Source organism: Amycolatopsis sp. CA-230715, assembly GCF_018736145.1.
Classification (GTDB): Bacteria; Actinomycetota; Actinomycetes; order Mycobacteriales; family Pseudonocardiaceae; genus Amycolatopsis.
This window is the reverse complement of record NZ_CP059997.1, coordinates 8,001,286-8,026,819: the sequence shown is the minus strand read 5'-3', so window position 1 is coordinate 8,026,819 and position 25,534 is coordinate 8,001,286. Positions and strand designations below refer to the sequence as shown.

The following is a 25,534-nucleotide window of genomic DNA, read 5'->3' as shown; positions in this document are numbered from 1 at the left end:
ACTCCCCCGGGAAGCGGACTTCCTCGGTGTGATGGCCGCTTCCGGACAACCGGGTCAGGAGAAGTCCAGCACCAGCCGCCCGCGCAGGCCGCCGGCCTCCAGCAGGCGGTGCGCCTCGGGTGCTTCGTCGGCGGGGAGCACCTTGGCGACGCGCAGCGTGAGCGCGCCGTCCTCGGCCTGGCGCCGCAACGCGTCCAGCTTCCCGGTGTCCTCCATGGCATCGCGCACCATCACCGGGTGCACCCGGACGCCGCGTTCGGCGGGACCGGCCCAGCCCCGGAACTCGGCGACCGCGCCGCCGTCGGCGACCGCGGGCACCACGTCTGCCGTCTGCAGTGAGCCGTCCACCAGACCGGGGACGCCGCCGGGAACCAGCTCGCGGATCCGTTCGGCGACCGCGGAACCCCGCTCCACGACGTGGTCGGCGCCGAAACCCCGTACCAGGTCGACGTCGTGCGGGGCGGCGTCGGCGAGCACGGTCAGCCCGTCGGCCTTGGCCAGCTCGACCGCGTAACCACCGACGGCGCCCGCCGCGCCGGTCACCGCGACGACCCCGCCGCGCGGCACCGCCAGCGCGTCCAGGCCGACGCGCGCGGTCAGCGCGTTCATGAGCAGCGTCGAAGCCGCGGCGAGATCCGCACCCTCCGGCGCGGGCACCACGGACGCCGCGGGCACGACGATCCGCTCCGCATAGGCTCCCCCGCGCGGGCCGGTGAACAGCACCATGGCGACGACCCGCTGCCCCACCGCGAGCCGATCACCGGCCCCCGGCCCCACCTGGTCGATCACGCCAGCCGCGTCCATACCGGGCACGAACGGGGGCTCGCGCCCCGGCATGCGGACGGCGTGGCCGCCGGTGCGCAGCAGCACGTCGGTCGGGTTCACCGCGGCGGCGTGCACGCGGATGCGGACCTCACCGGGACCGGCCTGCGGTTCGGGCAGGTCGAGCACCCGCAGCGCTTCCGGGCCGCCGAAGTCGAAGACACCGATGGCTTTCACGCACGGTCCAACGGCCGGCACGGAGGTGAAATTCCGCGCCGGAACGATCTTCCCGAACGGGCCAACCCCTGAGTTTACTACGCGTACCCGAGCCACTACTCTGGCGAGACCAGCGGGTCAACGGCCGTTTGCGAGGGTGAGATGACGCAGTCCGAGTACCTGGCGCCGAGTTCGGTCCCGGTCGGCGTGGATCCCACCCGCGCCAGCATCGCGCGCGTCTACGACGCCGCACTCGGCGGCAAGGACAACTACGAGATCGACCGCGAGGTCCTGCGCCAAGTCGCCACGAAGGCACCCGAGGTCCGCGACCTCGCCTGGTCCAACCGCAACTTCCTGACCAGGGCCGTCCGCTTCCTCGCCCAGCAGGCGAAGATCAAGCAGTTCCTCGACTGCGGCTCCGGCCTACCCACCGCGGAGAACACCCACCAGATCGCGCAGCGGGTCGACCCCGACACCCAGGTGGTCTACGTAGACAACGACCCCGTGGTCCTCGCGCACGGCCGCGCGATCCTCGAGGAGAACCCGAACACCCACTTCGTCTCCGAGGACATCTTCCAGCCCGCGCAGGTGCTGGCCAACGAGACGGTCCGCCAGTACATCGACTTCACCCAGCCGCTGGCACTGCTCCAGGTCGGCACCCTGCACCACTACACGGCGGACAACGGCGCCGATCTCATGCGCGAGTACATCGCCGCGCTGCCCAGCGGTTCCTTCGTCGTCATCGCCCACTTCTTCGACCCGGAGACCGACGAGCTCAGCGGCCTGGCCAGGAAGATGGAAGAGCTGTTCGTGCACAGCCCCATGGGCTCGGGGATGTTCCGGACCGAACAGCAGCTCCTCGAGTTCATCGACGGCCTGGAGATCATGCCGCCCGCCCCCGGCGAGGAGCCGAAGCTCCAGCTGTGCGACTACTGGTGGCCGGACGGCCCGAAGCTCAACCCGCTCAACAAGGTCGAGCGCTGCATCGCCGGGGTCGTCGCGCGCAAGCCCTAGCTGTCACCCGTCCACAGTAGACGAGTCCTGACCCTTTGAGCGTCCTATGTAGACGCTCCTTCGCGGTCGGCACCGGCTGGCAGGGTGCCGCTCAATCGGCGGCGCCACACTTCGATGAGAACGACGCCGATCGCCGTCGGCGCGAGCCACGGGACCAGCTCGGCGGGACCGGCGACCGGTCCGTCGACGACCAGCGCGACCACGATCAGCGCGGTGACGAGTGCGAGGTAGGACCCGCCCTGACCGTGCACGTAACCGTGAGTCCACCCGCGCCACCGCTGGCGCGCCGAGAGCTTGGCGAGCACGGCCAGGCCGTAGGTCAGCGCGGAGACGGGCACCAACCACCACAGGTCGCCGCGGCGTTCGACCACCAGCCCCGTCGCGGAGAGACAGACGAGGAGGACCACCGGGCGGTACCAGGCGCTGAGGACACCCGTGCCGCGCTGGGCCGAAGCGAAGCGCCGGGTGTCCTGGCGCATCGCCAGCGGGCCGAGCAGCAGGCCGATCGTCCCGGTGACTATGTGGACCACGAGCAGAGTGACATGGACCATGTGCTGCACCTTTCCCGGCCAGCAGGTACTTACCTTGCTAAGTTAGCATGTTAATATCCAGGTGTGCCACCGGATTTGAGCTTCGACCTCCACGCGCTGACCGCACGCCTCGACCGATCGGCCGACCGCATCCTGCAGGCCGAGCACGGCCTCTCATACCGCCGCTTCCGGACCTTGCTGATCGTGGACCGGCTCGGCGCCGCCACGCAGCGAGCGGTGGCCGAGGAGCTGGGCGTGTCGGAACCGTCGGCGAGCCGAATGACCGGCGTGCTCGCCGAAATGGGGCTGCTCGACGCGAAACCGGACCCGGCAGGGGGAAATCGGCGGCGGTTGACCCTCACGGCGGCGGGCAAGCGAATGGCCGCGCGATGCCGGGCGTCCCTCGAAGGGCGGTTCCGCGATCTGGTGCTGCGCAGTGGCGTTTCCTACGCCGACTACGCACGCGACACGCGCCTCCTACTGGACGCGCTGACGAAGCGGGAGCCCGGCGAGGCCCCGTGACGCGGAGTGGCGCACGTTGCCGTTGACGGACTGTTCCGGCGGGTTTATCCTGAACGTCGTTCAGGTGAACAGTGTTCAGGTGTAGCAGGCGAGGAGACCGTCGGTGGACCGAAAAACGGGGCCCTGTCAGGAAACCCGAATCCGTCCACAGGGGAACGTCGGGGCTTGGGCGAACTGGTTCGCGGAGCAGCGGGTGGCACGCGAAGCGGCCGGGTTGCAGCGCGTGCTGCGGCCCCGCACGGTCGGCGAGGACGTCATCGACCTCGCGGGCAACGACTACCTCGGGCTGAGCACCCATCCCCTGCCCCGGCGGGCAGCCGCGGACGCCGCACTTGCCTGGGGGCCGGGTGCGGGTGCGTCCCGGCTGGTCACCGGCACCACCACGCTGCACGCCGACCTGGAATCCGAGCTCGCGGAGTTCACCGGTCACGAGGCGGCACTGGTGTTTTCGACCGGGTATCAAGCGAACCTCTCCGCAGTGAGCGCGCTGCTGGACAAGCAGTCGCTGATCGTCTCCGACGCGCACGTCCACGCCTCGTTGATCGACGGCGCACGGCTGAGCAGGGCCTCGGTCGAGGTCGTCGGCCACAACGACGTCATCGCGGTCAAGAACGCGCTCGCCGCGGCAGGCGGGCGCCGCGCGATCGTGCTCACCGAGTCGATCTTCTCGGTACTCGGCGACGCCGCCCCGCTGCCTGAACTGGCGGACGTGTGCGCCGAGCACGATGCACTGCTCCTCGTCGACGAGGCGCACGGGCTCGGCGTGGCGGGCGAAGGCGGGCGCGGCCTGGTGCACGAACACGGCCTCGCCCGCCACCCGAACCTGGTCATGACCGCGACCTTGTCGAAATCGCTCGGCGCGATGGGCGGCGCGGTGCTCGGGTCCGCCGAGGTGATCGATCACCTTGTCAATCGGGCTCGTCCGTTCATCTTCGACACCGGGCTGGCGCCCGCCCCTACCGCCGGGGCGTTGTCCGCGCTGCGGCTGCTGCGTGCCCATCCCGAGTTGCCGCCGCAGGTTCATCGGCGCAACGAAGAACTCGCGGCTCGGCTCGGGGTGCCGTCTTCGGCGGGTGCGGTGTTGTCGGTGCCGATGCCTTCGCCGCGGGCTGCGTTGGCTGCGCAGGCTGACGCGCTCGATGGTGGTGTTCGTGTGGGGTGTTTTCGGCCGCCTTCCGTTCCGGATGGGGTTTCGCGGCTTCGGATCACGGCTCGGGCTGGGATCGAGGAGCGGCGTTGGGGGCGGGCTGTTGATGTGTTGAGTCGTGTTTGTCGATGAACATCTGCAGTGAGCGTGTTTCGGGGGCACGGTGAGAGTCACAGGCACGCCTGCGGCGCGCCGTGTGAAACTGTCGCTCCACGGTGCAGGTTGCGTCGTTGGTCACCAGCGACAGTTCCCCACGGAACGAAAACCTTTGGTCGCCTCGAGGTAGCGTCCCCGACGCACTGACGGTCCCGTTCGTTGTTTGTCTTCTATGGCGTTGTGGGCACGTTGTGGCAGGTAGTGATCTTTTGCTTACGCGATCGAGTGACGCGCGCTTCTTTGCGGGTCGGTAGAATTGATTTATGAACACCAATCTGGTTTCCAAGTCCGATTCTGTCCAGCGGCGTGTTGCCATTATTCGATACCAGCAGGCGATGTTGCTGCGGGATATCGCCGATATAGAACAGGAGTCGTCGCGAAGATCGACCGTCGGGCAAGTGGCGCTGCTGTGTTCGTTGACGCAGAACTCGGCGGAGCGGAAGGCGGCGCTCGCTGACGCGTTGACCTCATACCTGCCCGAGACACTGGCCGCGATGGAGAACGGGCTCATCGATGAGTATGCGGCGTCGCGAGTGTTCGAGGCCACCGCATGCACTTCTCGAGCGATGGCGTCCGAAGTGGACGCTCGACTGGCGGGGAAGTTCGAGAACCGGAACGCGCCCGCGCTGCGCAGGATGGTCAACTCGCTGCTGATGAGGATCGACCCCGAAGGGTACGAACAGCGACGCAAGGCCAAGGCTGCGGCACGCAGGCTCGAAATCCGGCACGGGGATCACGGCTCCTCGACCCTGTTCGCCGAACTGCCCTCCGACCGCGCGCAAGCCCTCTACGCCGCCTGCGATCAAGACGCGCTCGCGAAGAAGCGGCAAGGTGCCCCGGGCACGATGGATCAACTCAGGCTCGACGCCCTGGTCGAGCGGTGCCTGAGTGGTGGCTGTGCGGGTAAGCCGAAAGCCCAGATCTTCCTGCACATCGACCTGCCTACGCTCATGGGTTTGCGCAATAACCCCGCCGAACTCGTCGGGTGTGGCGAGATCTCCCCCGAACTCGCCCGCGAAATCGCCTACGACGCCAACTCCGTCTGGAACCGCATCATCGACGAACCGATGTCCAAGCTTCCGATCGATGTCGGGCGGAAAAACTACCGACCGTCGAGGCGCATGCGGAAGTACCTTCAGGTCACCTACCGGACCTGCTGCATGCCCGGCTGCAACCGGCCCGCGCAGTACAGCGACCTCGACCACGCGCAGGCGTGGAAAGACGGCGGCGGAACCGACAAAGTGAACCTCCGGCCGCTGTGCCGAATCCATCACGTGCTCCGCGATGAACCCGGCTGGACCTTCACCACCAACGAAAAAACCGGCGCACTCACCGTCACCACACCCGACGGGCGCAGCTACACCGAAAATCCGACCGGATTCGCCACGGTGCCCGCCGGGAAAAGAATTCCCGGCGGGCATCCCGGGCTCACTCGCGGTTGCTGGTGAACGTGCTTGTCGTGTTGTGGATGTCCCCGTGGTTGTCGCTCGGGGTGAGGCCGGTGAACGTCGCCGAGCCGACGGCGGGGCCATGGGTTGCAGCAGAGTGCTCCCGAGTCAACGCCCGGAGGGTTCGTAACCCGCCGCCGGTCATGTTAGTCTGTCGCCGTGCAGCGCCCCATGACGTCCGAGCGACGCGTAATCCGGCGCGCCGGCTGAGCCAGGTCGCCGGCGCGCAGCGTTGGCGATCGCGGACTCTTCCCGGGACCTGGCCCGGTTTCCCAGCCAGCCGATATCCCGCGGAGTTGCGTCATGTCCTTCAGTCCCACGACTTCAGCAGTCCTGGTCCGTCGCCGGATCGCCACCTACTTCGTCGGTGGCATCGCGGAAATCCCCCGCCTGGTCGGTCTGCTGGCTCAGCGGGGTCACGTCGTGCACGAGCTGTCCGTCGACATCCGCGACGGGGTCAGGGAAAGCAGCATGGTGTGCGCCGTCCTGCTCCCCGGTGACGAGACCGAACCGCTGCTCGACCACCTTCGCGAACTCCCGGCGGTCGTGTCCGCCGAACTCGCCTGACCACGGCGGGGCCTTGTCCCGCACGTCCGTGAACGAGTGGGCACAGCGTGCGGGACAAGGCCGTCTCCCGGTGCGTCTCGGAACACCGGAAGCCCGGACACCGGGGACCGAGCGGGGACTCGGAAAGGGGCCGCGTCCGGGAGTGCCATACTGCCGAGCGCGGCCTGTGGCGACGCTGAGAAACTCGGCGCGGTCAGTCCAGCGCGGCCAGGATCAGCGCGGCCATCGCGGCGGGATCCCCGTTTTCGGGGCGCAGCACCAGATCCGGTGACGCGGGGCGTTCGTACGGCGCGTCGACTCCGGTGAAACCGGTGATCTCGCCGGAGCGCGCCTTCGCGTACATGCCCTTGGGATCGCGGTCCTCGCACACTTCCAGCGGGGTGTCGACGAACACCTCCAGGAACGGGAGCCCGGCGGATTCGTGCGCGGCACGGGCCCGCTCGCGATCGGCGTGGTAGGGGCTGATCAACGAGACCACCGCGACCAGCCCGGCGTCGGCGAACAGCTTCGCGGTTTCGGCCGTCCGCCGCACGTTCTCGGCGCGATCGGCCGCACCGAACCCGAGATCGCCGTTCAACCCGTGCCGGAGGTTGTCGCCGTCGAGCAGGTACGCGGGCCTCCCGGCGGCAACGAGCCGGCGTTCGAGTTCGACGGCCACAGTGGACTTGCCGGAGGCGGAAAGCCCGGTGAGCCATACGGTGCAGCCCCGCGTCGCCCGCTCGGCCCTGGTCACCGCGGCGGTGTGCCACACCACGTTCGCCCGCGTCGTGGCCGGGCCCGTGATCATCCCGGCGGCGACGGTGGCCCCGGAGTGCTCGTCGATGAGGAGGAACCCGCCCGTCGACCGGTTCCTGCGGTACGGATCGAACATCAGCGGCTGCCTGGTCCGCAACCGGATGCGGCCGAGTTCGTTGAGGGACAAGGATTCCGCGGTCTCGTCCCGGTGCAGTGTCGACACATCGAGCCGGTAGTCGAGGTCGTGGACCTCGCCGACGGTTTCGCGGGTGGTGTGCCGCACGGCGTAGGTCGCGCCGGGTGCCAGCGCGCCCCGCTCGGAGAACCAGCAGACCATGGCGTCGAGGTCGCGGCCGAGGTGCGGGCGGTTGCCGGGACGGCAGATCAGGTCGCCCCGGCCGAGGTCCAGTTCGTCGGACAGCTCCATCGTGACCGCTTGCGGGGCGAACGCCTCGGCGATCTCCGTGCCACCGGGTCCCCAGATCGCCCGCACGGTCGTGGTGAACCCGGACGGCAGCACGGTGACCTCGTCACCGGGTTTGAACACGCCGCCCGCGATCGTTCCCGCGTAGCCCCGGAACTCGCGGCCGTGCTCGCGGATCACGTACTGCACCGGGAACCGCGCGTCGATGAGGTTGCGGTCCGAGGCGACGTGGACCTGTTCGAGGTGGTGCAGCAGGGAAGTCCCCTCGTACCACGGCATGCTGGCGGTCCGGTGCACCACGTTGTCGCCGTGCAGCGCCGACATCGGCACGAAGGCCAGGTCGGGCACCCGCAGCTTCATCGCGAACCGCCGGAACTCTTCGCGGATCTCCTCGAACCGTTCCCGCGACCAGCCGACGAGATCCATCTTGTTGACGCACACCACGAGGTGGCCGATGCCGAGCAGGCTCGCCAGGAACGCGTGCCTGCGGGACTGCTCCAGCACGCCCTTGCGCGCGTCGACGAGGATCAGCGCGAGGTCCGCTGTGGACGCTCCGGTGACCATGTTGCGGGTGTACTGCACATGGCCTGGGGTGTCGGCGATGATGAACTTCCGCTTGGGCGTGGCGAAGTAGCGGTGCGCGACGTCGATCGTGATGCCCTGCTCGCGTTCGGCGCGCAGGCCGTCGGTCAGCAGCGCGAGGTTCGGGTACGCCTCGCCGTGCGCGCGGCTGGTGCGTTCGATCGCTTCGAGCTGGTCGGTGAACACCGTCTTCGAATCGAACAGCAGCCTGCCGATCAGGGTCGACTTCCCGTCGTCGACGCTGCCCGCGGTGGCCAGCCGGAGCGTGGTGACGCGCGCACTCATCAGAAGTACCCTTCCTTCTTCCGGTCTTCCATGCCCGTATCGGAGATCCGGTCGTCGGCGCGGGTCGCGCCGCGTTCGGTGAGCCGCGTGACGGCGACCTCGGCGACCACCTCCGCCGGGGACGAGGCGGTCGACTCGACGCAGCCGGTGCACGTCGCGTCGCCGACGGTGCGGAAGCGAACCGTTGCCTCGTAAGGGTTTTCCCCCTCGGCCAGAGTCAGGAACCGGGTGTGCGCGAGCAGCATCCCGTCGCGCTGCACCACCTGGCGACGGTGCGCGTAGTAGAGCGACGGCAGCCCGACGCGCTCCGCCTCGACGTACTGCCAGATGTCCAGCTCGGTCCAGTTCGAGAGCGGGAAGACGCGGATGTGCTCGCCCTTGCGGTGCCGTCCGTTGTAGAGGTTCCACAGCTCGGGCCGCTGGTTTCGGGGATCCCACTGGCCGAATTCGTCGCGGAAGCTGAACACCCGTTCCTTGGCGCGTGCCTTTTCCTCGTCACGCCGGGCGCCGCCGAACACAGCGTCGAAGGCGTGCTCCTTCACCGCGCGCAGCAGTGCCGTCGTCTGAAGCCGGTTGCGGCCCGCCTTCGGGTCCTCGACGACGCGCCCGGCGTCGATGTCGTCCTGGACCCGGCTGACCACGAGCCGCGAGCCGTACTCGGCCACCGTGGCGTCGCGGAACCGGATGACCTCGTCGAAGTTGTGCCCGGTGTCGATGTGCAGCACCGGGAACGGCGGCGGCGCTGGCCAGAAGGCCTTGGCCGCCAGGTGCAGCATCACCATCGAGTCCTTGCCGCCGGAGAACAGCAGCACCGGCCGTTCGAAGGTCGCCGCGACCTCGCGGAAGACGTGCACCGCCTCGGCTTCGAGCGCGTCGAGGTGGGTGAGCTCGTACGTCGGGGAAGCCATGGAATCCGTCCTCCGGGGTTTCGAGATCAAGAAAGTAGAACATGTTCTTGCTATTGGTCAAGGACGGCGGGACCCTGATGGCATGGACATGATCGCACTCGAAGAGATCCGGCGCGTCAAGTTCCGCTACCTCCGCTGCCTCGACCTGAAGCGCTGGGACGAAATGGCGGAGACGCTGACCGCCGACGCCCGCGCGCGCTACGGAACCCCGTCCTACGGCAAAGCACTGGAATTCGACTCGCGCGAGGCGATCATCGAATTCCTGCGGACCACGGTCGGCCCCGGGATCACCACGGTGCACTTCGCGGGACAGCCCGAGATCGAAGTCGACGGCGACACCGCGAGGGGCACCTGGCTGTTGCAGGACAAGGTGATCGTGCCCGAGCACCGCGTGATCATCGAGGGCGCGGCGTTCTACGAGGACACCTACCGGCGCGAGAACGGCGCCTGGCTGATCAGCGATACCGGCTACGACCGGCTCTACGAATCGATGACCCCGCTCGACGACCTGCCGGGGTTCAAGTTGACCGCGAACCGCTGGAGCACGCCCGCCTGACGCACGCCGATCACGGCTTGCGCCCACCCGATTCCGCCGTCACCGCGTCCGCGACGGCGACCAGTTCCGCGCCGCGGCGGGCGATTTCGGCACCGGTGATCGATTCGCCGACCGACAGGGTGAGCACGAGCTCCTGGCGACCGGACGCGTCGAACGTCGGCGCCGCCAGCAGGCTCACGGCGTGCTTGCGGCGCGGCGCCAGATCGGCGCCGAGGTACACGCGCTCGCCGAGGCTGGACACCAGTTTCCCGACCAGATCCCGGATTTCGGCAGGCAGTTCGTCCGCGGCGGCACCCGCCATCAGTGAATAGAGCCGCCGCCCCGTCGAGGTCAGGCTTTCCACCAGGTAACCGTGCTCCCGGCACTCGGCGACCACCCGGTGCAGATGCGCTTCGTCGAGCCGGATCGGCACCGCGGGCGGTTTCGCGAGCCAGTCGCGGAACGCCTCGTCGGAGTCCCACAGCACGTACATCAGGCCCACCGGCGGCGCGAACGGGTAGGTCTGGCCGAGTTCGACGCGGCCGGGACCCGCGCTCGCCAGCACCAGGATGCGGTCACCCGACACAGCCGACGCCGTGCACGTGGCGCCGTACCGCGCGCTCAGCCGTTCCAGGTGCCGCCCGGCGACCTCGCCCGCACCGAAGCCCTCACCCGCGACCCGTCCGGCGGCGATCATCGCGGGCCCGAGCCGGTAGGTCACCGTCCGCGGGTCCCGGACGAGGTAGCCGCCCGCGACCAGTTCGGTCACGATGCCGAGGCAGGTCGGCTTGGCCATGCCCAGCCCGCGAGCCAGGTCGGAGAGCCCGAAGCGCTCGCCGGGACGGGCGGTGAAGAAGTCGAGCAGCCGCACGACCCGTTCGGTCGGCGGCGAACGGCGCGTGACGGCCATTGACCCATCCTTAGAACACGTTCTACTCTGCGACAGATGAGAACGTACCAGGTCGGTACGTATTTGTACCAGTGTGAGGAGTCACGGGTGCTCACTCAACCGCTCGCCGACGCCATCGCCGAGGCCGAAGAGGTCATCACCGGGGCGCCGCACGTCCGGACCGAACAGGACCTGGTCGAGGGGTACGACTACCTCGCGGGCAGCATCAGGGCGTCGCTGCAGATGGCGTGGGCCTACGAACGGGACTTCCCGTACTTCACCCAGTCCACCGGCCCGTACACGAAGATGGGGCTCGACAACCCGGACACGCTGTACTTCAACGCGAACATCAGGGACGACCGCGAGTACGTCGTCACCGGCACGCGCGGGACGACCGCCGACCTCAGCTTCCAGGTGCTCAACGGCGACTACTCGCCGGTCGACGTGCCGGACAGCCTCGCCGCCTTCGATGACCGCCAGGTCGAGATCGCCGAGGACGGCACGTTCGAACTCCGCTTCGGACCGGCGAAACCCGATCCGGGGCCGAACTACTTCGTACTCGGCCCCGGATCGGCGATGCTCGTGGTCCGCGAGGTGCACAGCGACTGGGCGACCGAGCGCCGCGGTTCGATCCAGATCCGGTGCGAGGACACCGCGGGCGGCGCTCCCCCGCCGCTGTCGCGCGAAACGATGGCGAAGCGGTACGGCGTCACCGGGAAGATCCTGCTGAGCAGGCTCCGCACCTTCCTGGCCTTCCCGGAGTGGTTCTACCTGAACCTGCCGGTGAACACGATGACCGAACCGCGCTCCACCCCGGGCGGGCTGACCACCCAGTACTCCTCGGCCGGGCACTACGAACTCGGCGACGACGAGGTCATGATCGTCACCGTGCCGCGGTCGGACGCGCCGTACCAGGGCATCCAGCTGGGCAGCATGTGGTACCTCTCGCTCGACTACATCAACCACCAGACCAGCCTCACCGCCGACCAGGCACGCGTGGACCCCGACGGGAAGATCCGGTTCGTGCTCAGCGAACGCGATCCCGGCCTGGCCAACTGGCTCGAACGCACCGGGCACGACCGCGGGTACGTCCAGATCCGGTGGCAGCGGCTGTCCCGCGAACTGACCGCCGCGGACGGCCCCGAGGTCGAGGTGGTGAAGTTCGACGAACTCCCCGACCGGCTCCCGTTCCACGAGCGAGCGCGCGTGTCCCCCGCCGAATGGGCCGAGCGGATCGCGGCACGGCAGGCAGCCGTCGCCTCCCGGATGCTGGGGTGAGCCGTGCCGGATCTGTTGCAGGACAAGGTGGTCCTGGTGTCGGGTGTCGGACCGGGGCTCGGCCGGTCCATCGCCGTGCGCAGCGCGCTCGCCGGGGCGGACGTCGTCCTCGCCGCGCGAACCGAGTCACGGCTCGCCGAGGTGGCCGAGGAAATCCGCGCGCTCGGGCGGCGCGCGGTCACCGTGCCGACGGACATCACCGATGACGCTTCCGCCGAAGCGCTCGCCGGAAAAGCACATGAAGCGTTCGGGCGAGTGGATACGGTGGTGCACAACGCTTTCGCGATCCCCCCGATCGTCGACCTCGCCGATGTCGATTTGGACGCCGTCCGCGCGGGGTTCGAGACGAACGTGCTCGCCGCGCTCCGGCTGACGCGCCTGTGCACGCCCGCGCTCGAAGAGAGCGGCGGCTCGGTGGTGATGATCAATTCGGCGGTGCTGCGGCATTCCCGGCGGACGTTCGGCGCGTACAAGATGGCGAAGGCGAGCTTGCTCGCGCTCGCGCAGAGCCTCGCCTCGGAACTCGGCCCGCGCGGAATCCGGGTCAATTCGGTGGCACCGGGCTACATCTGGGCCGATTCGCTGAAATGGTATTTCGGCTATCTGGCGAAGGAACGCGGCGTGCCACCGGAGCAGGTCTACGCGGAAACCGCGGAGACGATCGACCTCCGCCGCCTCCCGGAACCGGACGAGATCGCCGACACCGTCGTCTTCCTCGCCTCGGCGCTGGCCCGGTGCGTGACCGGGCAGTGCCTCGACGTCAACGGCGGCGAATACCACCACTGAAGGGGAGAACATGCTTCCAGGGCGGGAAAACGTCGGCACGGTGGACGATCTGCACGCCTCGGCCACCAGGCTGACCGGGCTGGCCGACTTCGGTGGCGACGACCACCTCGAAGGGCTGCGGGTGCTGCTGGACTCCTATGCCGCCGAAGCGGAGCTGACGCCGTTCGGCAACAAGGTCCACCGCGCCTTCCTTCGCGGCGCGCTGGTGGCGCGGCTGCTGAGCGAGGCCGCGTGGCAGCAGAATCCGGAGTACGCCGACGTTCCCGTCGAACGCCCGATCTTCGTGACGGGCCTGCCGAGGACCGGGACGACCGCGTTGCACCGGCTGCTGACCGAGGATCCCGCGCACCAGGGGCTGGAGGTCTGGCTGACCGAGATGCCCCAGCCTCGGCCACCGCGCCAGACCTGGGCGGAAAACCCGGTGTTCCAACGGATCCAGGCTGGCTACGAGCAGCACCACGTCGCGCATCCCGAGTTCATGGGCCTGCACCACATGTCGGCCGACCAGGTCGAGGAGTGCTGGCAGCTGCTGCGGCAGTCGCTGAAATCGGTGTCCTACGAATGCCTCGCGCACGTGCCTTCGTACTCGCGCTGGCTCGACGGCCAGGACTGGACCGACGCCTACCGCAGGCACCGGCGCAACCTGCAGCTGATCGGGCTTCCCGACGCCGGGCGCCGCTGGGTCCTCAAGAACCCCAGCCACCTCTTCGCGCTCGACGAGCTGCTGGCGGTCTACCCGGACGCGCTGATCATCCAGACTCACCGGGCGCCGAGCACGATCATCGCGTCGGTGTGCAGCCTCACCGAGCAGGCCTCGGACGGCTGGTCGTCGAAGTTCCGGGGAGACGTGGTCGGGCGCGCGCAGCTCGACCTCTGGGCGCGCGGCGTCGAACGGTTCCGGGAAGCGAGGGCGCGCCACGATCCCGCGCAGTTCCACGACGTCGCCTACGACGACTTCGTGGCCGATCCGATCGGCACGGTCGAAGGCGCGTACCGGCATTTCGGGTTGTCGCTGAGCGAGCGGGCGCGGGAGGCGATGGCGGCCGTGCACGCCGCCAGCCGATCCGGGGAGCGCAAACCCGTCCACCGGTACGAACTGGCGGACTTCGGCCTGACGGCGGAAGAGGTCGACGAGCGGTTCGCCGCCTCCGTCCACTGAGGACTCAGTTTCCCCGCCACCACCTGGCGAAGAAGTTCCGCCGACGCGGCACCGGGTCCGCCTGCGCCGTGGAGATCCCGGCCGACGAAACCGGCGGGGCGGCCCAACGCCCTTCGTCCGGCCGTGGCGCGACCGGGGCGGGTGCGGGCATGGCGACCGGGGTGAAGCTGACGGGCAACGAGGTCAGTGCCCGGTGGAACGGCCCCTGCCGCCACACGAGCTGCTCGGCTGGCACCGCGAGGCGCAGGTCCGGCAGCACGTCGAGCAGGGTCTCGATCGCGGCCGACGCGATGACCCGCGCCGGGACCTGCGCCGGGCAGGTGTGCGGCCCGGCACCCCAGGCGAGGTGCGCGCGATTGCCCGCGCGGTGCGAGCTTTCCAGCTCGGGATCGGTGTTGGCGGCGGCGAAGCTGATCAGCAGTGGCTGGTCCGCGGGCAGGCGCGCACCGAGAAGGTCCACATCGGACTGCGGATAGGTCGCCGAGAAGTTGGCCATCGGCGGATCGGTCCACAGGATTTCGTCGAGCGCTTCCTCCACCGGCATGCTGCCGCCGGCGAGGTCACCGGCGAACCGCTCGTCGGAGAGCAGGAGCCGCACCCCGTTGGTGATCAGGTTCTGCTCCAGTTCGGTTCCCGCGCCCAGCATGGGGATCATCTGGTGCAACAGCTCCTCGTCGGTGAGCCGGGCGGGGTGGGCGATCATCCAGGACGGCAGGTCCGGGCCCGGTTCGCGCCGCTTGAGCGCGATCAGTTCCGCCATCGCCTGGCCCATCTTCAGGTTGGCCTGCTCGGGATCGTCCAGGTCGAACAGGCCCCGCACGCCGTCGAGGAGCCGTTCGCCGAGACCGGGCGGGCAGCCGAAGAGGTGGTTGAACACCTCCAGCGCCACCGAGGTGGCGTAGGCGCCGAGCAGATCCGCGGAACCGAGGTGGGCGAACCGGCCGATCAGCTCGCGCGCGGTGTGCTCGACATATCCGCGGAGCAGGTGCGGGTTGACCCTGCCGAGGCTGCTGGTGACCGCGCCGCGCAGCCTCGCGTGCACCGCGCCGTCGGTGTACAGGTAGTTCGGCCGGTAGCCCAGCATCGGCAGCACGGGGTTGTCCGGCGGCTGTCCCTGTTCCCAGCGCCGCGGGTCGCGGGGGAACGTGCTGGGTTCGCGGAGGACTTCCAGCGCGGCGGCGTAGCTGATCACCAGGTTCGCCGGAACACCTGGCGCGAGTTCGACGGGCGCGATGGCACCGTGCCGTTCGCGCAGGCGCGCGTAGACCGTTGCGGGATCGGCCGCGAACTCCGGGGTGTACAGCGGCGCGCGGTCGTCGTGCGCCGGGCACCGGGGCGGGGAGAAATCCATCGATGTCCTCGAAGCCCGTCAGTGCGCGACCTGGCTCGGCAAGAAGTCCTTGGCGGACAACGGATCCTCCGGTGGCACCTCGACCACGTTCGGTGCGGGGTTGCGGTTGACCAGCAGGCGCAGGACGTCCGGGCGGGAGTAGTGCCCGACCGGGTCCGCGGTGGACTTGGCGACCGCGATCAGCTCCGGAGGCAGATCGGCGAAGAGAATGCCCTCTTCGGTTTCCGACAGCGGCTCGGCCAGCGGCGTTCCTTCCGGCCCGTAGATCCGCGAGAACCCGCCGCCCGCCTGGAGCAGCCGCCGCTTCTGCTCGGTGTCGCAGAACAGCTCCAGCGCGGCGGTACCGGCGACCGCGCACGACGCGACGACGAAGGTCTGCCCCTCCACCGCGTAGATCAGACTCGCCGCGGTGTTCACCTCCGGGCCGAGCGCGTTCGCCAGGCCGCGGTACCCGCAGAAGGCCGGCCACGACCCGACGTGGATCTCTTCGCCCTGGCTGTACATGGCGTACTTCGTCAACGGCTGCAGGTGCTCCCAGCAGTTCAGCGCGCCGATCCGGCCCAGCGCGGTTTCGTGCACCTGGAGATCGCTGCCGTCGCCCTCGCCGAACACCGTCCGCTCCACGTGCGTCGGCTTGAGCTTCCGCCGCACCCCGAGCAGGTCGCCGATGGAGGAAATGGCCGCCTGCGCCATGTAGAGGCTGCCGCCCGCCCGCTCGCTGAACCCGAGCACGACGTGGATGCCGTGTTCGGCAGCGGCCCGGCGGATCCGGTACATCTCCGCGCCGTCGCGGGTCATCGAATTGGCCGCGTACCGCGGGACGAACCGCATCCCGGCCGCGGGCGAGTCGAGCCAGACCCACCACGGGTAGCCGGGCAGGAAGGTTTCCGGGAAGGCCACCAGCTGAGCGCCTCCGGCGGCGGCCTCGCCGATCAGGGCGATCACCTTGTCCACCCCCGCCGCGAGGTCGAGCCAGGCGGACTCGGCCTGCACTGCGGCAACGCGCACGGCCTGTTGCATCGTGGTTCTCCTGCGTCATGATCGGGAGCCGAGGTCTCACAGGATGTCCGAACCACCCTCGGTCACGGCTGACCCGCCGTGCCGCGGTCACTTGCGCCGCGTGCCAACTTCCCTCGCGGCCTGCCGGTACTCGCCCGGCGTCTGCCCCGTCGCCTCGCGGAACGCGCGGTGGAACCCGGACTCGCTGCCGAACCCGCAGGCCGCGGCCACCGAGCCGATCGGCTTGCCCGCCGCGTGCCGCAGCACCTCCTTGGCGCGGTCGATCCGGATCCGCCGCAGCTGCGCCGCGACGCCCTCCGCGCCGAGCGCGCGGTACAGCGAGCGGCGGGAAAGCTTGCACGCGTGCGCGACCGCGCTCGCGTCGAGCCTCGGATCGGCGAAGTTGCGGCGCAGGAACTCCGCCACCCGCTGCCGCGCGAGCGCGTCCGCCGCGCACGGTCCCGGTTCCGCGCTGGCCGCGAACGAGGCCGCCGCGGAGAGCAGGCCGATGGCGTGCGGGACGAGCACGGCCGTCTGCGCCGCGTCCTCCTTGGTCGCGTCGCGCAGCGAGGTGAGGAACTTCGCGACCACCACCCCCGGTGTGCCACCGCCGAGCGCGCGTGCGGTCAGCCCGCTGGTGTCCCGAATGGACAGTTCCCGCTTCGGCACCTGGACGACGAGCTGGCTGGACGGTTCGACGGCGTGCAGGGAGTACGGGCGGGTGCTGTCGTAGAAGGCCATCGCACCGGCCCGCAGCACGGCGGATCGCCCGTCCTGCTCGACGCGCTCGCACCCGTCGAGCAGGACACTCGCCAGCAGGTACTCCTCGTCGTCCTGGTTGATGAGCGACCTGGTCCGTCGCACGGTCTGCGGATCGGCCACCACCGTGGACAGCTCGACCGCGCCGCAGGGCACGTTTTCGATCTTGCCGTGGAAGTGCCGGTCGTCGACCGGTTCCGCGGTCAGGCGCACGAAGGTCGCGCAGATCAGGTCCCGCCAGTAGGCGAATCCTTCGCGCGCCGGTACGTCGACGGTGCTCACGGTGGCGTGGGTACGCCGATCCACGGTCACGGGCATGCCCGAGTATCTCGGGCCGCGCGCACCCCTGTCCACTCGCCAAGGGCAGGATGGCAGGGTGCCGAACTCCGCCCATCCGCTGCTCGACCTCTTCCTGGACGCCGCGCGGGAAAGGTTCCCCGCCGCCGACGGCGGCGTCACCGTGCTCCCGGATCTGCCCGGCGGCCTCGCCTGCTCGGTCGCCTTCACCGGGCACGCGGTCGTCGCCACCGCACTGTCCACTGTGGAGGTTCTCGGGCACCGGCCGGACGGCTTCGGCGGTGCCATGGCACCGGAGTTCCTGCGCGCGCTCGCGGGCCCCACCGGTTCGATCGGCACCATCGACGCCACGCTCGTCCGCCTCGGCACCGGCGGCGCACCACGCCTGCCGCCGCTCGCGAACGCCGACGGACATCCACGCGTCCGGTACGCCAGGGGCCTGCGCACCGACGTCCGCGTCTTCGGCGACGACCGCGGCCTGGTCACCGTCGCCGCCGGGCTCGCGGGGCGCACCGAGCTGAGCATCGAACTGCATCACCCGGACGGCGGTAGCCGGGGGCGGGGGCGATCGCTCCTCGCCGACGCGCTCACGGTGGTTCCCCGGCACGAGCCCGTGTTCGCCGCGGTCGCACCGGGCAACGCGCGGTCCCTGCGCGCGTTCCTCGCCGCCGGATTCACCCCGATCGGCGCCGAGGTGATCCTGCGACCGGGCTAGGACACGCTGGTCCATCGCCTTGGTATCGAAAAGGGCAGCATCGGGTGTGCGGTGTAATACGGACCGCGACCGGGGCGACTGCGCTGGTGCCGGAAGTCCGGGCACCGAGGCAGGGAGGCCGTCATGCCCCAGGACGCGATCCAGCTCTCCACGTCCGCGGTACTGCGCGCGGGCCGGGTTCTTCGCGACGCCCTCGACGATCCCGATCAGCGCGCGCTGGCGGTCACCAGGCTCGCGCTCGCCGGTGAACGCAGCATCGGCGCCTTCGACGAGACCACGGCACAGGCGTTCGAAAGCGCCGGCGTACCCGCCCGTGACGAACCACCCGGGGAACGCACCGTGGACGTGCTCGCGGCCGCGCTGGGCCAGCTCGACGTCGCCACCACCCTGCTGGCGGCCAGCAGCGCGGTGGGGGAACGGGCAGCGCCGGACCGGACCGCGCTCGATCAGCCGCTCCGTCGGCTCGGCACCACCGTCGAAGTGCTCACCGGGCTGGAATCCGCTCCCCCGCGACGCTTTCAGGACGATTCCCCCAGACCGTCCACTATGGAGGATGCGATCGACGCGCTGCGGTCGCGGGTCACCACCGCCTTCGACGCCGTCGTCAAGCGGTCCTCCGAGGTCGTCGCCACCTCGATCACCGGTATCCGCGACGGTGGCCCCGGCGCGCTGGCCGACGGCTGGCGCTGGGCGAAGCAGAACCTGAAGCTCGACCAGATCGGCGGCAAGCTCGCGAGACTGGGGCTGCGCGCGCTCCGTGGCGCGCTGAGGATCCTGTACCGGCTGCTTCCCTCGGACCGGCTCGACGCCATCCAGGACCGCGTCGAGCGGCTCGTGACCACCGCCGACGCGGGCTCGCCCGCGCTCGCGATGGTGAGCGCGGCACTCGGTGCCGACGAAGCCGCCCGTACCGCGGACGCGGCGCTCGACGACCGTCCCGGCGATCCCGTGAGGCTGGCCACCGCGACGTCCGCGCTGACCGCGCTGGCCGCCCGGCACGGCAAGGTGATGGACCTGTGCGGCGGTATCGCCACGGCCATCGGGTTCGCCACGGCGCTGACCGGGCTCGGCGTGCTGCCTGTGCTGATCCTCGGCGCGCACCTCGGCCTGCTCGGGACCGTCGTCGTGATCGGCCGCGAGTACGTCGGCAAGATCGGCGAAACGATCAGCGAAGCGACGAGGTGACCCGATGGCCGGGCCCTCGACCCGCCCCTTGCTGCTCGCCCAAACCCGCCAGGAAGTCGCGGCGCTGCACCAACTCGCCGCGGTACTGGCCGAGGTGGTGCCCGAAGGCGAGACCGGTCTGCTCGTGGTGGACCGGTTCGGCCTGCTGCTCGACCGGGTCGAGCGCGAGCTGGACGCGGTGCTCGCCGAGGCCGATCCGGAAACCGGCTGGCCCGAGCTGGAGACCGCCCGCGCGGCCGCGCTCGACCTCAAGCGGGAAGTCCTCGCCTACTGCCAGGGCGAGCTCCTGCGTCGCGCCGGGCTCGACCATGGCATCGGCGACGTCTCGCAGCGGCTGCTCGACCACCTCGCCCGCAGTACCGGAATCGATCGGCGCGTGCTGCGCTCGGTCGCGGAAAGCGAGTTCCTCACCCACACGGTCAGCATGATCCGCAACCGCTTCCCCGACGTGTCCGTGTGGAACCTGCCGGTGCTCGCGCACGAACTGGGGCACCACGTCGCGGCGAACCTGTCGCAGAGCGATCCCCGGTTGCGGGAAGAGTCGCGGCCGGTGCGCGAATACCTCAGCGAGGAGGCGGACAACAGCGGACAGGGCAGGAAGGTCGGACTGGCCCACCTCCACGAGCTGTTCGCGGACGTCTACGCCACCTACGTCCTCGGCGCCGCCTATCCCCTGCAGCTGCTCGTGCTCGCCGCGCGGCCGGGTCCCGGCACCCAGACGCACCCGGCGTGGAGCAGGCGGGCGCGGACGGTCCTGTCCGCGGTGGAGGCGCTCGGCCGGGACCGGCACCCGAGTGCCGCCGGATTCCGCGCCCTGTCCAGGAAACTGGCCTCGTTCGCCCGCGCGAACTTCCCGGACACCTTCGGCACGGCGGCGGAGCAGGCACTGGCCGGGCTCCAAGCCCGCGCGATGACCGGGCTGCTGGCCGAACACGCCTACGCACGGGCGCGCTACCCGATGCCGGACCGGGTGCACAGCCTCGTGATCGATCCCCGTGAACCGGAACAGGAACCCGTCGCGGGCACGACGGTCGCCGACGTGCTGAACGCCGCCTGGCTGTGGCGGCTCGACCGGGGCGACGGCCCTGCCTGGTTGCTCGACGAGGCGAGCCGTCGGGCGATATCGCTGAGCCGGCAGGTGAAGGAGTGATCCGTCGATGACTCATCCGGAGCAGCAGGAACTGCTCGAAATGCGCCTGGTGGCACTGGGCCAGGATCTCGCGAAGGTGCAGCGCGTGGCGGCCGCGGCTGGGCGGCGCAGCGAGAGCCTGAGCAAGCTCCAAGGCCTGATCGGCACCTACGACAGCCAGTCCCTGTCACGGAGGCTGTCGAGGGCGCAGCACCTGTTCGGCATGATCATGGATTCGATCCGCAACGACTACGAACTGCTCAGCCGGATCGAGGAACACGGCCTCGCGGACGAAGCCGAAGAACTCGAGAAACTGCTCCCCGACGCGTTCTACGCACTCACCAGGGCGAAAGAAGAACTCGAAGACAACATCCACCTCCTCGTCAAGGTCGATCCGGACATGACAAGGAGCCTGGTCAAGCGCTGCCGCGCGGAAGCCGATCGGGTCAAGGAGCTGAAGGACCAGCTCGAAACCGGCGCGCTCGAACCGGCCAAGGTGTGGAAGCGGTACGAAAAGCTCCTCGACAACGGGTGCAAGGAACTGTTCGCCGACTACGTCGACTTCCTCGGCGGGCTGACCCTGCGCGACCACGCGCTCGACGACGAGGTCTGCGCGATCACGGACGCGGTGCTGCGCGAGATCCCCGGAAATCCCAAACTGCTCGCCCTTCCCGCGCGGAGGCAAACGTTCTCCAGCGCGTTCACCGAGCTGGTGCGGCTCGGCTTCCCGGACTGGACGATCTGGAACATCCCCCTAGTCGGCGCGGAGATCGGCAAGTCCTATGTGGAGCGCTACGGGGTCGACGACCGGTTCGCCGCACTGCTCGGGGAGAACGCAGAAGACGCGCCAGCGCTGTTCGCGGACGCCTATGCGGCCTACACGATCGGACCGGCCTACGGCTGCGCGACGACGCTGCTGAAGTTCCAGCCGGACCACCGGTCCGAGCACTACCGCGCCGCGGTGATCCTGTGCGTGCTCGAACAGATCGCCCAGACCGCCGCCGGTTTCGGCGACGTCGTCGACAAGGCCAAGGAGTACTGGCAGGAGGCGCTGGTGCGCCTCAACGACGACGCGGACCCGGAGCTGGCGCTGGACGCGGTGCGGCCCTTCGCCTCGGCCGTCTGCGCGGAACTGGCCGAAGACGAGGTGACACCGTTCAAAGCGGCCCACTGGGCGCAGGTGACCGAGATCCGCGGTGAGCTCGGCGAGCCCGCCGTCACCGGCTACCGGCCGCCGACCGGTCTGAGCGCGCTGGTCCTGCTCAACGCCGCGTGGGCGACCTGGCTGGAGAACCCCGGTGACGGGCCGTGGGCGAAACGCGTGACCGACAACGTGAAGACCATCTGGCGGGCCGTGTCGAACCGCCGCACCCCTCGAGGAGGCCGCCGTGGTCAAGCGTAAGCCCGCCGTGCCCGACCCGTACGCGGGCGAGTGGGCGACGAACAAGCACCTGGCGCGCCCGTTGCCGCCGCCGATGCGCACCACCGACGTCCAGAAGCAGCTCAACCTGGCGCGGGCCGATCTCCGCGAGGGCCGGGTGGCCGAAGCCGCGGCGGCCGCGGGCGAGTTGCTGGCCGAGATCGAACGGAAGCTGCTCCTGCCCAACCCGAAAGAGCACCTCCTGCACGCGCTGGCCGGGGCCGCCTCGACCCTGCTGGGACTGGCCGGGTCCGGCCAGGACCGGTTCCAGGAGGCGATCGAGGAGTTCGCACGGGCGGGCGAGGTCGTCGAAGAGCGCGGTGACCTAGCCGCCGATCTCGGCATCGCACTGGCGAAATCGGGCGCCCCCGACGAAGCGAGGCCACGGCTGGAGACCGCGATCGACCTCGGCGAGGACACCCCGGACGTCCGGCGCACGCTCGCCGAGGTCCTGCGCGACATCGGGAGGCCGTTCGACGCGCTCCGCGCGTTCGACCTGGTGCTCGAACGCGCGCCCTACGACTGGCGGGCACGGGTGGCGCGCGCCGAACTCGCCGAAGCCAACGGTGGCGCACCGCTCGACGTCGCGCGCGGATGGCTCGACGCGGCGAACACCCTGCTCACCGCGGGTCGCCCGGAGGAGTCGGCCGCGGCCGCGGAGCGGGCCCGCGAACTCGCGCCCGCGCTCACCACCGACGTGGCGTTGGCGCTCGCGTCGGCGCACGCCGACTCCGGGAACACGGCGCAGGCGTTGGCGCAGCTGCACACCGTGCGGGAAAGCACGGCCACGACCGCGCAGCGCCTGTCGGCCGCGGAACTGTTCGCCCAGCTCGGCGCGTTCACCGAAGCGGGCGAACTGACCGACGCGGTACTGGCGGTCGAACCGGACGAGCCGGAAGGACTGACACTGCGCGCGCAGCTGCTGGTGAACCAGGGCCGTTCCGCCGACGCGGAGCCGATCATCACCCAGCTCGCCGACCTCGCCCCGGAGGATCCGCGCACCCACTACCTGCGCGGGGTCGCCGCACTCGACGCGGGTGACGCGGTCACCGCGATCGCGGCGCTGAGCCGCGCCGACCAGATCATGCCTGGCCAGCCCGCCGTCCTCGCGAACCTGGGTGCCGCGCTCGCGCACACGAAGCACTTCGACACCGCGCTCGATCTGCTGGACCAGGCACTGGACCTCGCGCCCGACGACGCGTGGACGCTCATCCTCCGCGGGCGGACCAAGATGGACCTCGAACGACTCGCCGAGGCGGAAGCGGACATCCGCGCGGCGCTGTCGTTCGAACCCGATCAGGCGGAAGGCCACGCGCTGCTCGGCGAACTGCTGAGCCGTAAGGAGGATTACGCCGAAGCCGACACCGAGTTCGCGCTCGCGCTCACCCTCGATCCCGGTCTCGGCTGGGTGTGGCCGAAACGGGGCGAAGCATTGACCGGCCTCGCGCGGTGGGCCGAAGCACGCGACGCGTTCGAAACCGCCATCCGACTCGCTCCGGAGGACGCGTCCGCTCGGACCGGGCTGGTCAACGTCCTGCTCAGCGCCAATGGCCCGGACACGATCGGCGACGCCGAGCGCGTGGTCGTGGCGGCGATCGCACTCGACGGCCAGGCCGCGGACGCTCGCGCGCTGCACGCGGAAATCCTGCGCCGCCAAGGAAAACTCGACGAAGCGCTGGCCGAACTGGACCGGGCCCTGGAGCTGCTGCCCGATTACGCCTACGCGGTCGGTACCCGCGGCGAGGTGCTGCTCGAACTCGGCCGCCGCGACGAGGCGATCACCGAGCTGCGGCGCTCGGTGGAGCTGGGGCTCGACCCGGCGTGGGTGCACGGCCAGCTCGGGCAGGCGCATCTGCTGAACTACGCGGAAAACGGCACGAAGACCGATCTCGACCAGTCGCTCGCGCACCTGCGGCAGGCCGTGACGGCGGTTCCCGACAGCCCTTCGCTGCACGTCGACCTCGGGCAAGCGCTGCGGCAGCAGGAAGACAACGAGGACGCCCTCGCGGAGTTCGACCAGGCCCTCGCGCTCTACGCGGTCACCACGGACGCCGTGCCCACGAGCGATCTCGCCACCGCGTACGCGTGCCGGGGTGAGACGCGGCTGGCGCTCGGGGACGCGGCCGGTGCGGTCGCCGATCTCGACCGCGCGCACGATCTCGGCGAGGACGCGGCCGACATCCGCGCGCTGTCGGCCGAAGCGAAACGGCTCACGGACGATCTGGCGGGCGCGCTCACCGACGCCGACGCCGCGCTGGCCGAAGACCCGGAGAACGTGCTCGCGCTGACCGTTCGCGGCGCCGTGCACGCGGACCGCGGCTCGCCCGAGGCCGCCGAGGCCGATCTCCGGGCCGCGTTGCGGCACGATCCGGTCAACGCGGACGCCCACCGCCAGCTCCGGCTGCTCCTGCTGTCGGCCAAGCGGTACGACGAATCGGTCGAAGCACTGGCGGACGCCGTGGGGCGGACGACGGGCGACGTCAGCCTCCTGAGCGAGTACGCGCAGGCGCTCACCGCGGCGGGCGATGTCCGGCTCGCGCTCACCGTGCTCGACGAACTGCTGTGGCGGGCGCCCGGGAATCCGGAGGTCCACCGGCTCCTCGGCGACACCCTCAGCGGCACGGGCCGTTACGCGGAAGCCGTGTCGGCGTATGCGCAAGGCCTGAGCCTCGCTCCTGGCGACAACACTCTGGTGCTGAACCTCGCGTACGCCCAAGCGCGCAACGACGAGTTCGACGCGGCACTCGCCACCCTCGACCGCCTCCCGCCGGACGCCACGACGTTGACCGCGCGGGCGGAGGTCTTCCTGGAAATGGGCCGGTGGGCCGATGCGGCAGCGGCAGCGTCCGAGGCGGTGCGCCTGCCCGGCCACGATGTCTCGGCGTACCTCGCGCTCGGCTGGGCCCTGCAGCACGGCGAGCACACCGACCAGGCGAAGTCCAAAGAGGCCTATGCGCAGGCGATGCGCTTGTCCCCCGAGGACGATCCTTGGCCGCGCAAGGGATTCGCCAACGCCTGCTACCTGACCGACGACGAGGAAACCGCGCACGCCCACTACCGGTACGTGGCCAAGATGCTCACGGACGTCTCCGCGCACGATCCCGACCGCAACGGCCTGCGCGGCTGGTGCCTGTACCGGATGGGGCGCCACGCGGAGGCCGTTGACTGCCTGCGCCGGGCCGTCGACGAACCGGACCTGCGGCCGGGAATCCTGCTCGACCTCGTGCTGGCGCACCTCGGCCGGGGCGACTTCGCCGCGGCCGAGGACGCGCTGGCCGCGGTGGTCACCGAACTGGACCGGCTGGCGCCGCCGCGACGGCGCGGCATCGCCCAAGTCGGGCTCGACAACCTCCGCACCGCCGCCGAACACGACGTGGCCGACCGGCAGAAGGCGCGCGAATTCGTCGCCAGGATCACCGAAGCCCTCGACGCGGAACCGCAGGCTTAGGGGCGATGCCGCTCGGTACCGCGAAAGATGCTCCTACAGAGGTCGGGCCGCGGTGTCTCCGAAGGCTCCTCTTGGGGCGTTGAGCGTCACTTTCTCGGCCCTCGCGGCAGCCTGCCGCCACCTTCGGGGCATGCGCAGCCCTGCCCGCACGTGAGCGAGGGCCGAGAAAGTGGCGCTACGGTCCCCGAAGGTGGCCTTCGGGGACCAACGGAGGACCTCCGCCGCCGACCACCGCACCGCGCCCCCGACATCGCCGCACACCCGACATCACTGTGACCTTCGGGGAAT

Annotated in this window: 22 protein-coding genes; 14 read left to right on the top strand and 8 right to left on the bottom strand. The window is 70.1% G+C overall.

Annotated features, from left to right (window positions below; all coding sequences use genetic code 11):
• Nucleotides 1-54 precede the first annotated feature (54 nt).
• Entirely contained in the window at nt 55-999 is a 945-nt protein-coding gene (locus tag HUW46_RS37900) for an NADP-dependent oxidoreductase (RefSeq protein ID WP_215543516.1), read from the bottom strand.
• A 141-nt stretch (nt 1,000-1,140) separates the two neighbouring features.
• Between HUW46_RS37900 and HUW46_RS37895 the strand changes: the two genes are divergently transcribed.
• Nucleotides 1,141-1,992, top strand: a complete 852-nt coding sequence (locus tag HUW46_RS37895; protein WP_215543515.1) for an SAM-dependent methyltransferase — start codon at nt 1,141-1,143, stop codon at nt 1,990-1,992.
• 44 nt (nt 1,993-2,036) lie between these two features.
• Here the strand turns inward: HUW46_RS37895 and HUW46_RS37890 are convergent, their stop codons facing one another.
• On the bottom strand, nt 2,037-2,543 hold the full coding sequence (locus HUW46_RS37890; RefSeq protein WP_215543514.1) for a hypothetical protein: 507 nt from the start codon (nt 2,541-2,543) through the stop codon (nt 2,037-2,039).
• 63 nt (nt 2,544-2,606) lie between these two features.
• Between HUW46_RS37890 and HUW46_RS37885 the strand changes: the two genes are divergently transcribed.
• From HUW46_RS37885 to HUW46_RS37870, 4 genes are all read left to right on the top strand, one after another.
• Nucleotides 2,607-3,044 (top strand): MarR family winged helix-turn-helix transcriptional regulator, encoded by a 438-nt coding sequence (locus tag HUW46_RS37885; protein ID WP_215543513.1) that lies wholly within the window; start codon nt 2,607-2,609, stop codon nt 3,042-3,044.
• A gap of 193 nt (nt 3,045-3,237) precedes the next feature.
• Complete coding sequence (locus HUW46_RS37880) at nt 3,238-4,323, top strand: 8-amino-7-oxononanoate synthase (protein WP_254125301.1); 1,086 nt, start codon at nt 3,238-3,240, stop codon at nt 4,321-4,323.
• 287 nt (nt 4,324-4,610) lie between these two features.
• Entirely contained in the window at nt 4,611-5,795 is a 1,185-nt protein-coding gene (locus tag HUW46_RS37875; protein ID WP_215543512.1) for an HNH endonuclease signature motif containing protein, read from the top strand.
• Nucleotides 5,796-6,098: 303 nt separating this feature from the next.
• Nucleotides 6,099-6,362, top strand: a complete 264-nt coding sequence (locus HUW46_RS37870) for a hypothetical protein (RefSeq protein WP_215543511.1) — start codon at nt 6,099-6,101, stop codon at nt 6,360-6,362.
• Between the two features lie 193 nt (nt 6,363-6,555).
• On the opposite strand, the gene cysC is transcribed toward HUW46_RS37870, so the two are convergent.
• Both cysC and cysD read right to left on the bottom strand, forming a co-directional pair.
• On the bottom strand, nt 6,556-8,388 hold the full coding sequence (gene cysC, locus HUW46_RS37865; RefSeq protein WP_215543510.1) for an adenylyl-sulfate kinase: 1,833 nt from the start codon (nt 8,386-8,388) through the stop codon (nt 6,556-6,558).
• Complete coding sequence (cysD, locus tag HUW46_RS37860) at nt 8,388-9,296, bottom strand: sulfate adenylyltransferase subunit CysD (protein WP_215543509.1); 909 nt, start codon at nt 9,294-9,296, stop codon at nt 8,388-8,390. The genes cysC and cysD overlap by 1 nt, the downstream gene beginning before the upstream one ends.
• An 82-nt stretch (nt 9,297-9,378) precedes the next feature.
• On the opposite strand from cysD, the gene HUW46_RS37855 reads away from it, so the two are divergent.
• On the top strand, nt 9,379-9,852 hold the full coding sequence (locus HUW46_RS37855; RefSeq protein WP_215543508.1) for a nuclear transport factor 2 family protein: 474 nt from the start codon (nt 9,379-9,381) through the stop codon (nt 9,850-9,852).
• A 10-nt stretch (nt 9,853-9,862) separates the two neighbouring features.
• On the opposite strand, the gene HUW46_RS37850 is transcribed toward HUW46_RS37855, so the two are convergent.
• Entirely contained in the window at nt 9,863-10,741 is an 879-nt protein-coding gene (locus tag HUW46_RS37850) for a helix-turn-helix domain-containing protein (RefSeq protein ID WP_215543507.1), read from the bottom strand.
• A gap of 87 nt (nt 10,742-10,828) precedes the next feature.
• Here HUW46_RS37850 and HUW46_RS37845 point away from each other — a divergent pair, with 87 nt between their 5' ends.
• The 3 genes from HUW46_RS37845 to HUW46_RS37835 are packed head-to-tail and all read left to right on the top strand — an operon-like array spanning nt 10,829 to nt 13,943.
• Nucleotides 10,829-11,998 carry a DUF1214 domain-containing protein gene (locus HUW46_RS37845; RefSeq protein ID WP_215543506.1) on the top strand — a complete coding sequence of 390 codons (1,170 nt, stop codon included), beginning with the start codon at nt 10,829-10,831 and terminating at the stop codon, nt 11,996-11,998.
• Between the two features lie 3 nt (nt 11,999-12,001).
• Nucleotides 12,002-12,784: an SDR family oxidoreductase gene (locus HUW46_RS37840; RefSeq protein WP_215543505.1), complete on the top strand. Its 783-nt coding sequence runs from the start codon at nt 12,002-12,004 to the stop codon at nt 12,782-12,784.
• 10 nt (nt 12,785-12,794) lie between these two features.
• Nucleotides 12,795-13,943 carry a sulfotransferase family protein gene (locus tag HUW46_RS37835; protein WP_215543504.1) on the top strand — a complete coding sequence of 383 codons (1,149 nt, stop codon included), beginning with the start codon at nt 12,795-12,797 and terminating at the stop codon, nt 13,941-13,943.
• 4 nt (nt 13,944-13,947) lie between these two features.
• Here the strand turns inward: HUW46_RS37835 and HUW46_RS37830 are convergent, their stop codons facing one another.
• The 3 genes from HUW46_RS37830 to HUW46_RS37820 form a co-directional block, all read right to left on the bottom strand.
• Nucleotides 13,948-15,294, bottom strand: coding sequence for a cytochrome P450 (locus HUW46_RS37830; protein WP_215543503.1), 1,347 nt, complete (start codon nt 15,292-15,294; stop codon nt 13,948-13,950).
• Nucleotides 15,295-15,312: 18 nt separating this feature from the next.
• Nucleotides 15,313-16,314 (bottom strand): carbon-nitrogen hydrolase family protein, encoded by a 1,002-nt coding sequence (locus HUW46_RS37825; RefSeq protein WP_215543502.1) that lies wholly within the window; start codon nt 16,312-16,314, stop codon nt 15,313-15,315.
• Between the two features lie 87 nt (nt 16,315-16,401).
• Nucleotides 16,402-17,334, bottom strand: a complete 933-nt coding sequence (locus HUW46_RS37820) for a helix-turn-helix domain-containing protein (RefSeq protein ID WP_215543501.1) — start codon at nt 17,332-17,334, stop codon at nt 16,402-16,404.
• Nucleotides 17,335-17,368: 34 nt separating this feature from the next.
• On the opposite strand from HUW46_RS37820, the gene HUW46_RS37815 reads away from it, so the two are divergent.
• The 5 genes from HUW46_RS37815 to HUW46_RS37795 all read left to right on the top strand — a co-directional run bounded on the left by HUW46_RS37815 (nt 17,369) and on the right by HUW46_RS37795 (nt 25,246).
• Nucleotides 17,369-18,064 carry an N-acetyltransferase gene (locus tag HUW46_RS37815; RefSeq protein WP_215543500.1) on the top strand — a complete coding sequence of 232 codons (696 nt, stop codon included), beginning with the start codon at nt 17,369-17,371 and terminating at the stop codon, nt 18,062-18,064.
• Nucleotides 18,065-18,187: 123 nt separating this feature from the next.
• Nucleotides 18,188-19,249 carry a uroporphyrinogen-III synthase gene (locus HUW46_RS37810; protein ID WP_215543499.1) on the top strand — a complete coding sequence of 354 codons (1,062 nt, stop codon included), beginning with the start codon at nt 18,188-18,190 and terminating at the stop codon, nt 19,247-19,249.
• 4 nt (nt 19,250-19,253) lie between these two features.
• Nucleotides 19,254-20,399: a hypothetical protein gene (locus HUW46_RS37805; RefSeq protein ID WP_215543498.1), complete on the top strand. Its 1,146-nt coding sequence runs from the start codon at nt 19,254-19,256 to the stop codon at nt 20,397-20,399.
• A 7-nt stretch (nt 20,400-20,406) separates the two neighbouring features.
• Nucleotides 20,407-21,780 carry a hypothetical protein gene (locus HUW46_RS37800; RefSeq protein ID WP_215543497.1) on the top strand — a complete coding sequence of 458 codons (1,374 nt, stop codon included), beginning with the start codon at nt 20,407-20,409 and terminating at the stop codon, nt 21,778-21,780.
• Complete coding sequence (locus HUW46_RS37795; protein WP_215543496.1) at nt 21,767-25,246, top strand: tetratricopeptide repeat protein; 3,480 nt, start codon at nt 21,767-21,769, stop codon at nt 25,244-25,246. Before HUW46_RS37800 ends, HUW46_RS37795 begins: the two co-directional genes overlap by 14 nt.
• Nucleotides 25,247-25,534: the final 288 nt, after the last annotated feature.

Coding starts and splice junctions, on each gene's coding strand:
- HUW46_RS37895 (WP_215543515.1), top strand. CDS start 1,141: ATGACGCAGTCCGAGTACCTGGCGCCGAGTTCGGTCCCGGTCGGCGTG.
- HUW46_RS37890 (WP_215543514.1), bottom strand. CDS start 2,543: ATGGTCCATGTCACTCTGCTCGTGGTCCACATAGTCACCGGGACGATC.
- HUW46_RS37875 (WP_215543512.1), top strand. CDS start 4,611: ATGAACACCAATCTGGTTTCCAAGTCCGATTCTGTCCAGCGGCGTGTT.
- HUW46_RS37870 (WP_215543511.1), top strand. CDS start 6,099: ATGTCCTTCAGTCCCACGACTTCAGCAGTCCTGGTCCGTCGCCGGATC.
- cysC (WP_215543510.1), bottom strand. CDS start 8,388: ATGAGTGCGCGCGTCACCACGCTCCGGCTGGCCACCGCGGGCAGCGTC.
- cysD (WP_215543509.1), bottom strand. CDS start 9,296: ATGGCTTCCCCGACGTACGAGCTCACCCACCTCGACGCGCTCGAAGCC.
- HUW46_RS37855 (WP_215543508.1), top strand. CDS start 9,379: ATGGACATGATCGCACTCGAAGAGATCCGGCGCGTCAAGTTCCGCTAC.
- HUW46_RS37850 (WP_215543507.1), bottom strand. CDS start 10,741: ATGGCCGTCACGCGCCGTTCGCCGCCGACCGAACGGGTCGTGCGGCTG.
- HUW46_RS37835 (WP_215543504.1), top strand. CDS start 12,795: ATGCTTCCAGGGCGGGAAAACGTCGGCACGGTGGACGATCTGCACGCC.
- HUW46_RS37830 (WP_215543503.1), bottom strand. CDS start 15,294: ATGGATTTCTCCCCGCCCCGGTGCCCGGCGCACGACGACCGCGCGCCG.
- HUW46_RS37825 (WP_215543502.1), bottom strand. CDS start 16,314: ATGCAACAGGCCGTGCGCGTTGCCGCAGTGCAGGCCGAGTCCGCCTGG.
- HUW46_RS37815 (WP_215543500.1), top strand. CDS start 17,369: ATGCCCGAGTATCTCGGGCCGCGCGCACCCCTGTCCACTCGCCAAGGG.
- HUW46_RS37810 (WP_215543499.1), top strand. CDS start 18,188: ATGCCCCAGGACGCGATCCAGCTCTCCACGTCCGCGGTACTGCGCGCG.
- HUW46_RS37805 (WP_215543498.1), top strand. CDS start 19,254: ATGGCCGGGCCCTCGACCCGCCCCTTGCTGCTCGCCCAAACCCGCCAG.
- HUW46_RS37800 (WP_215543497.1), top strand. CDS start 20,407: ATGACTCATCCGGAGCAGCAGGAACTGCTCGAAATGCGCCTGGTGGCA.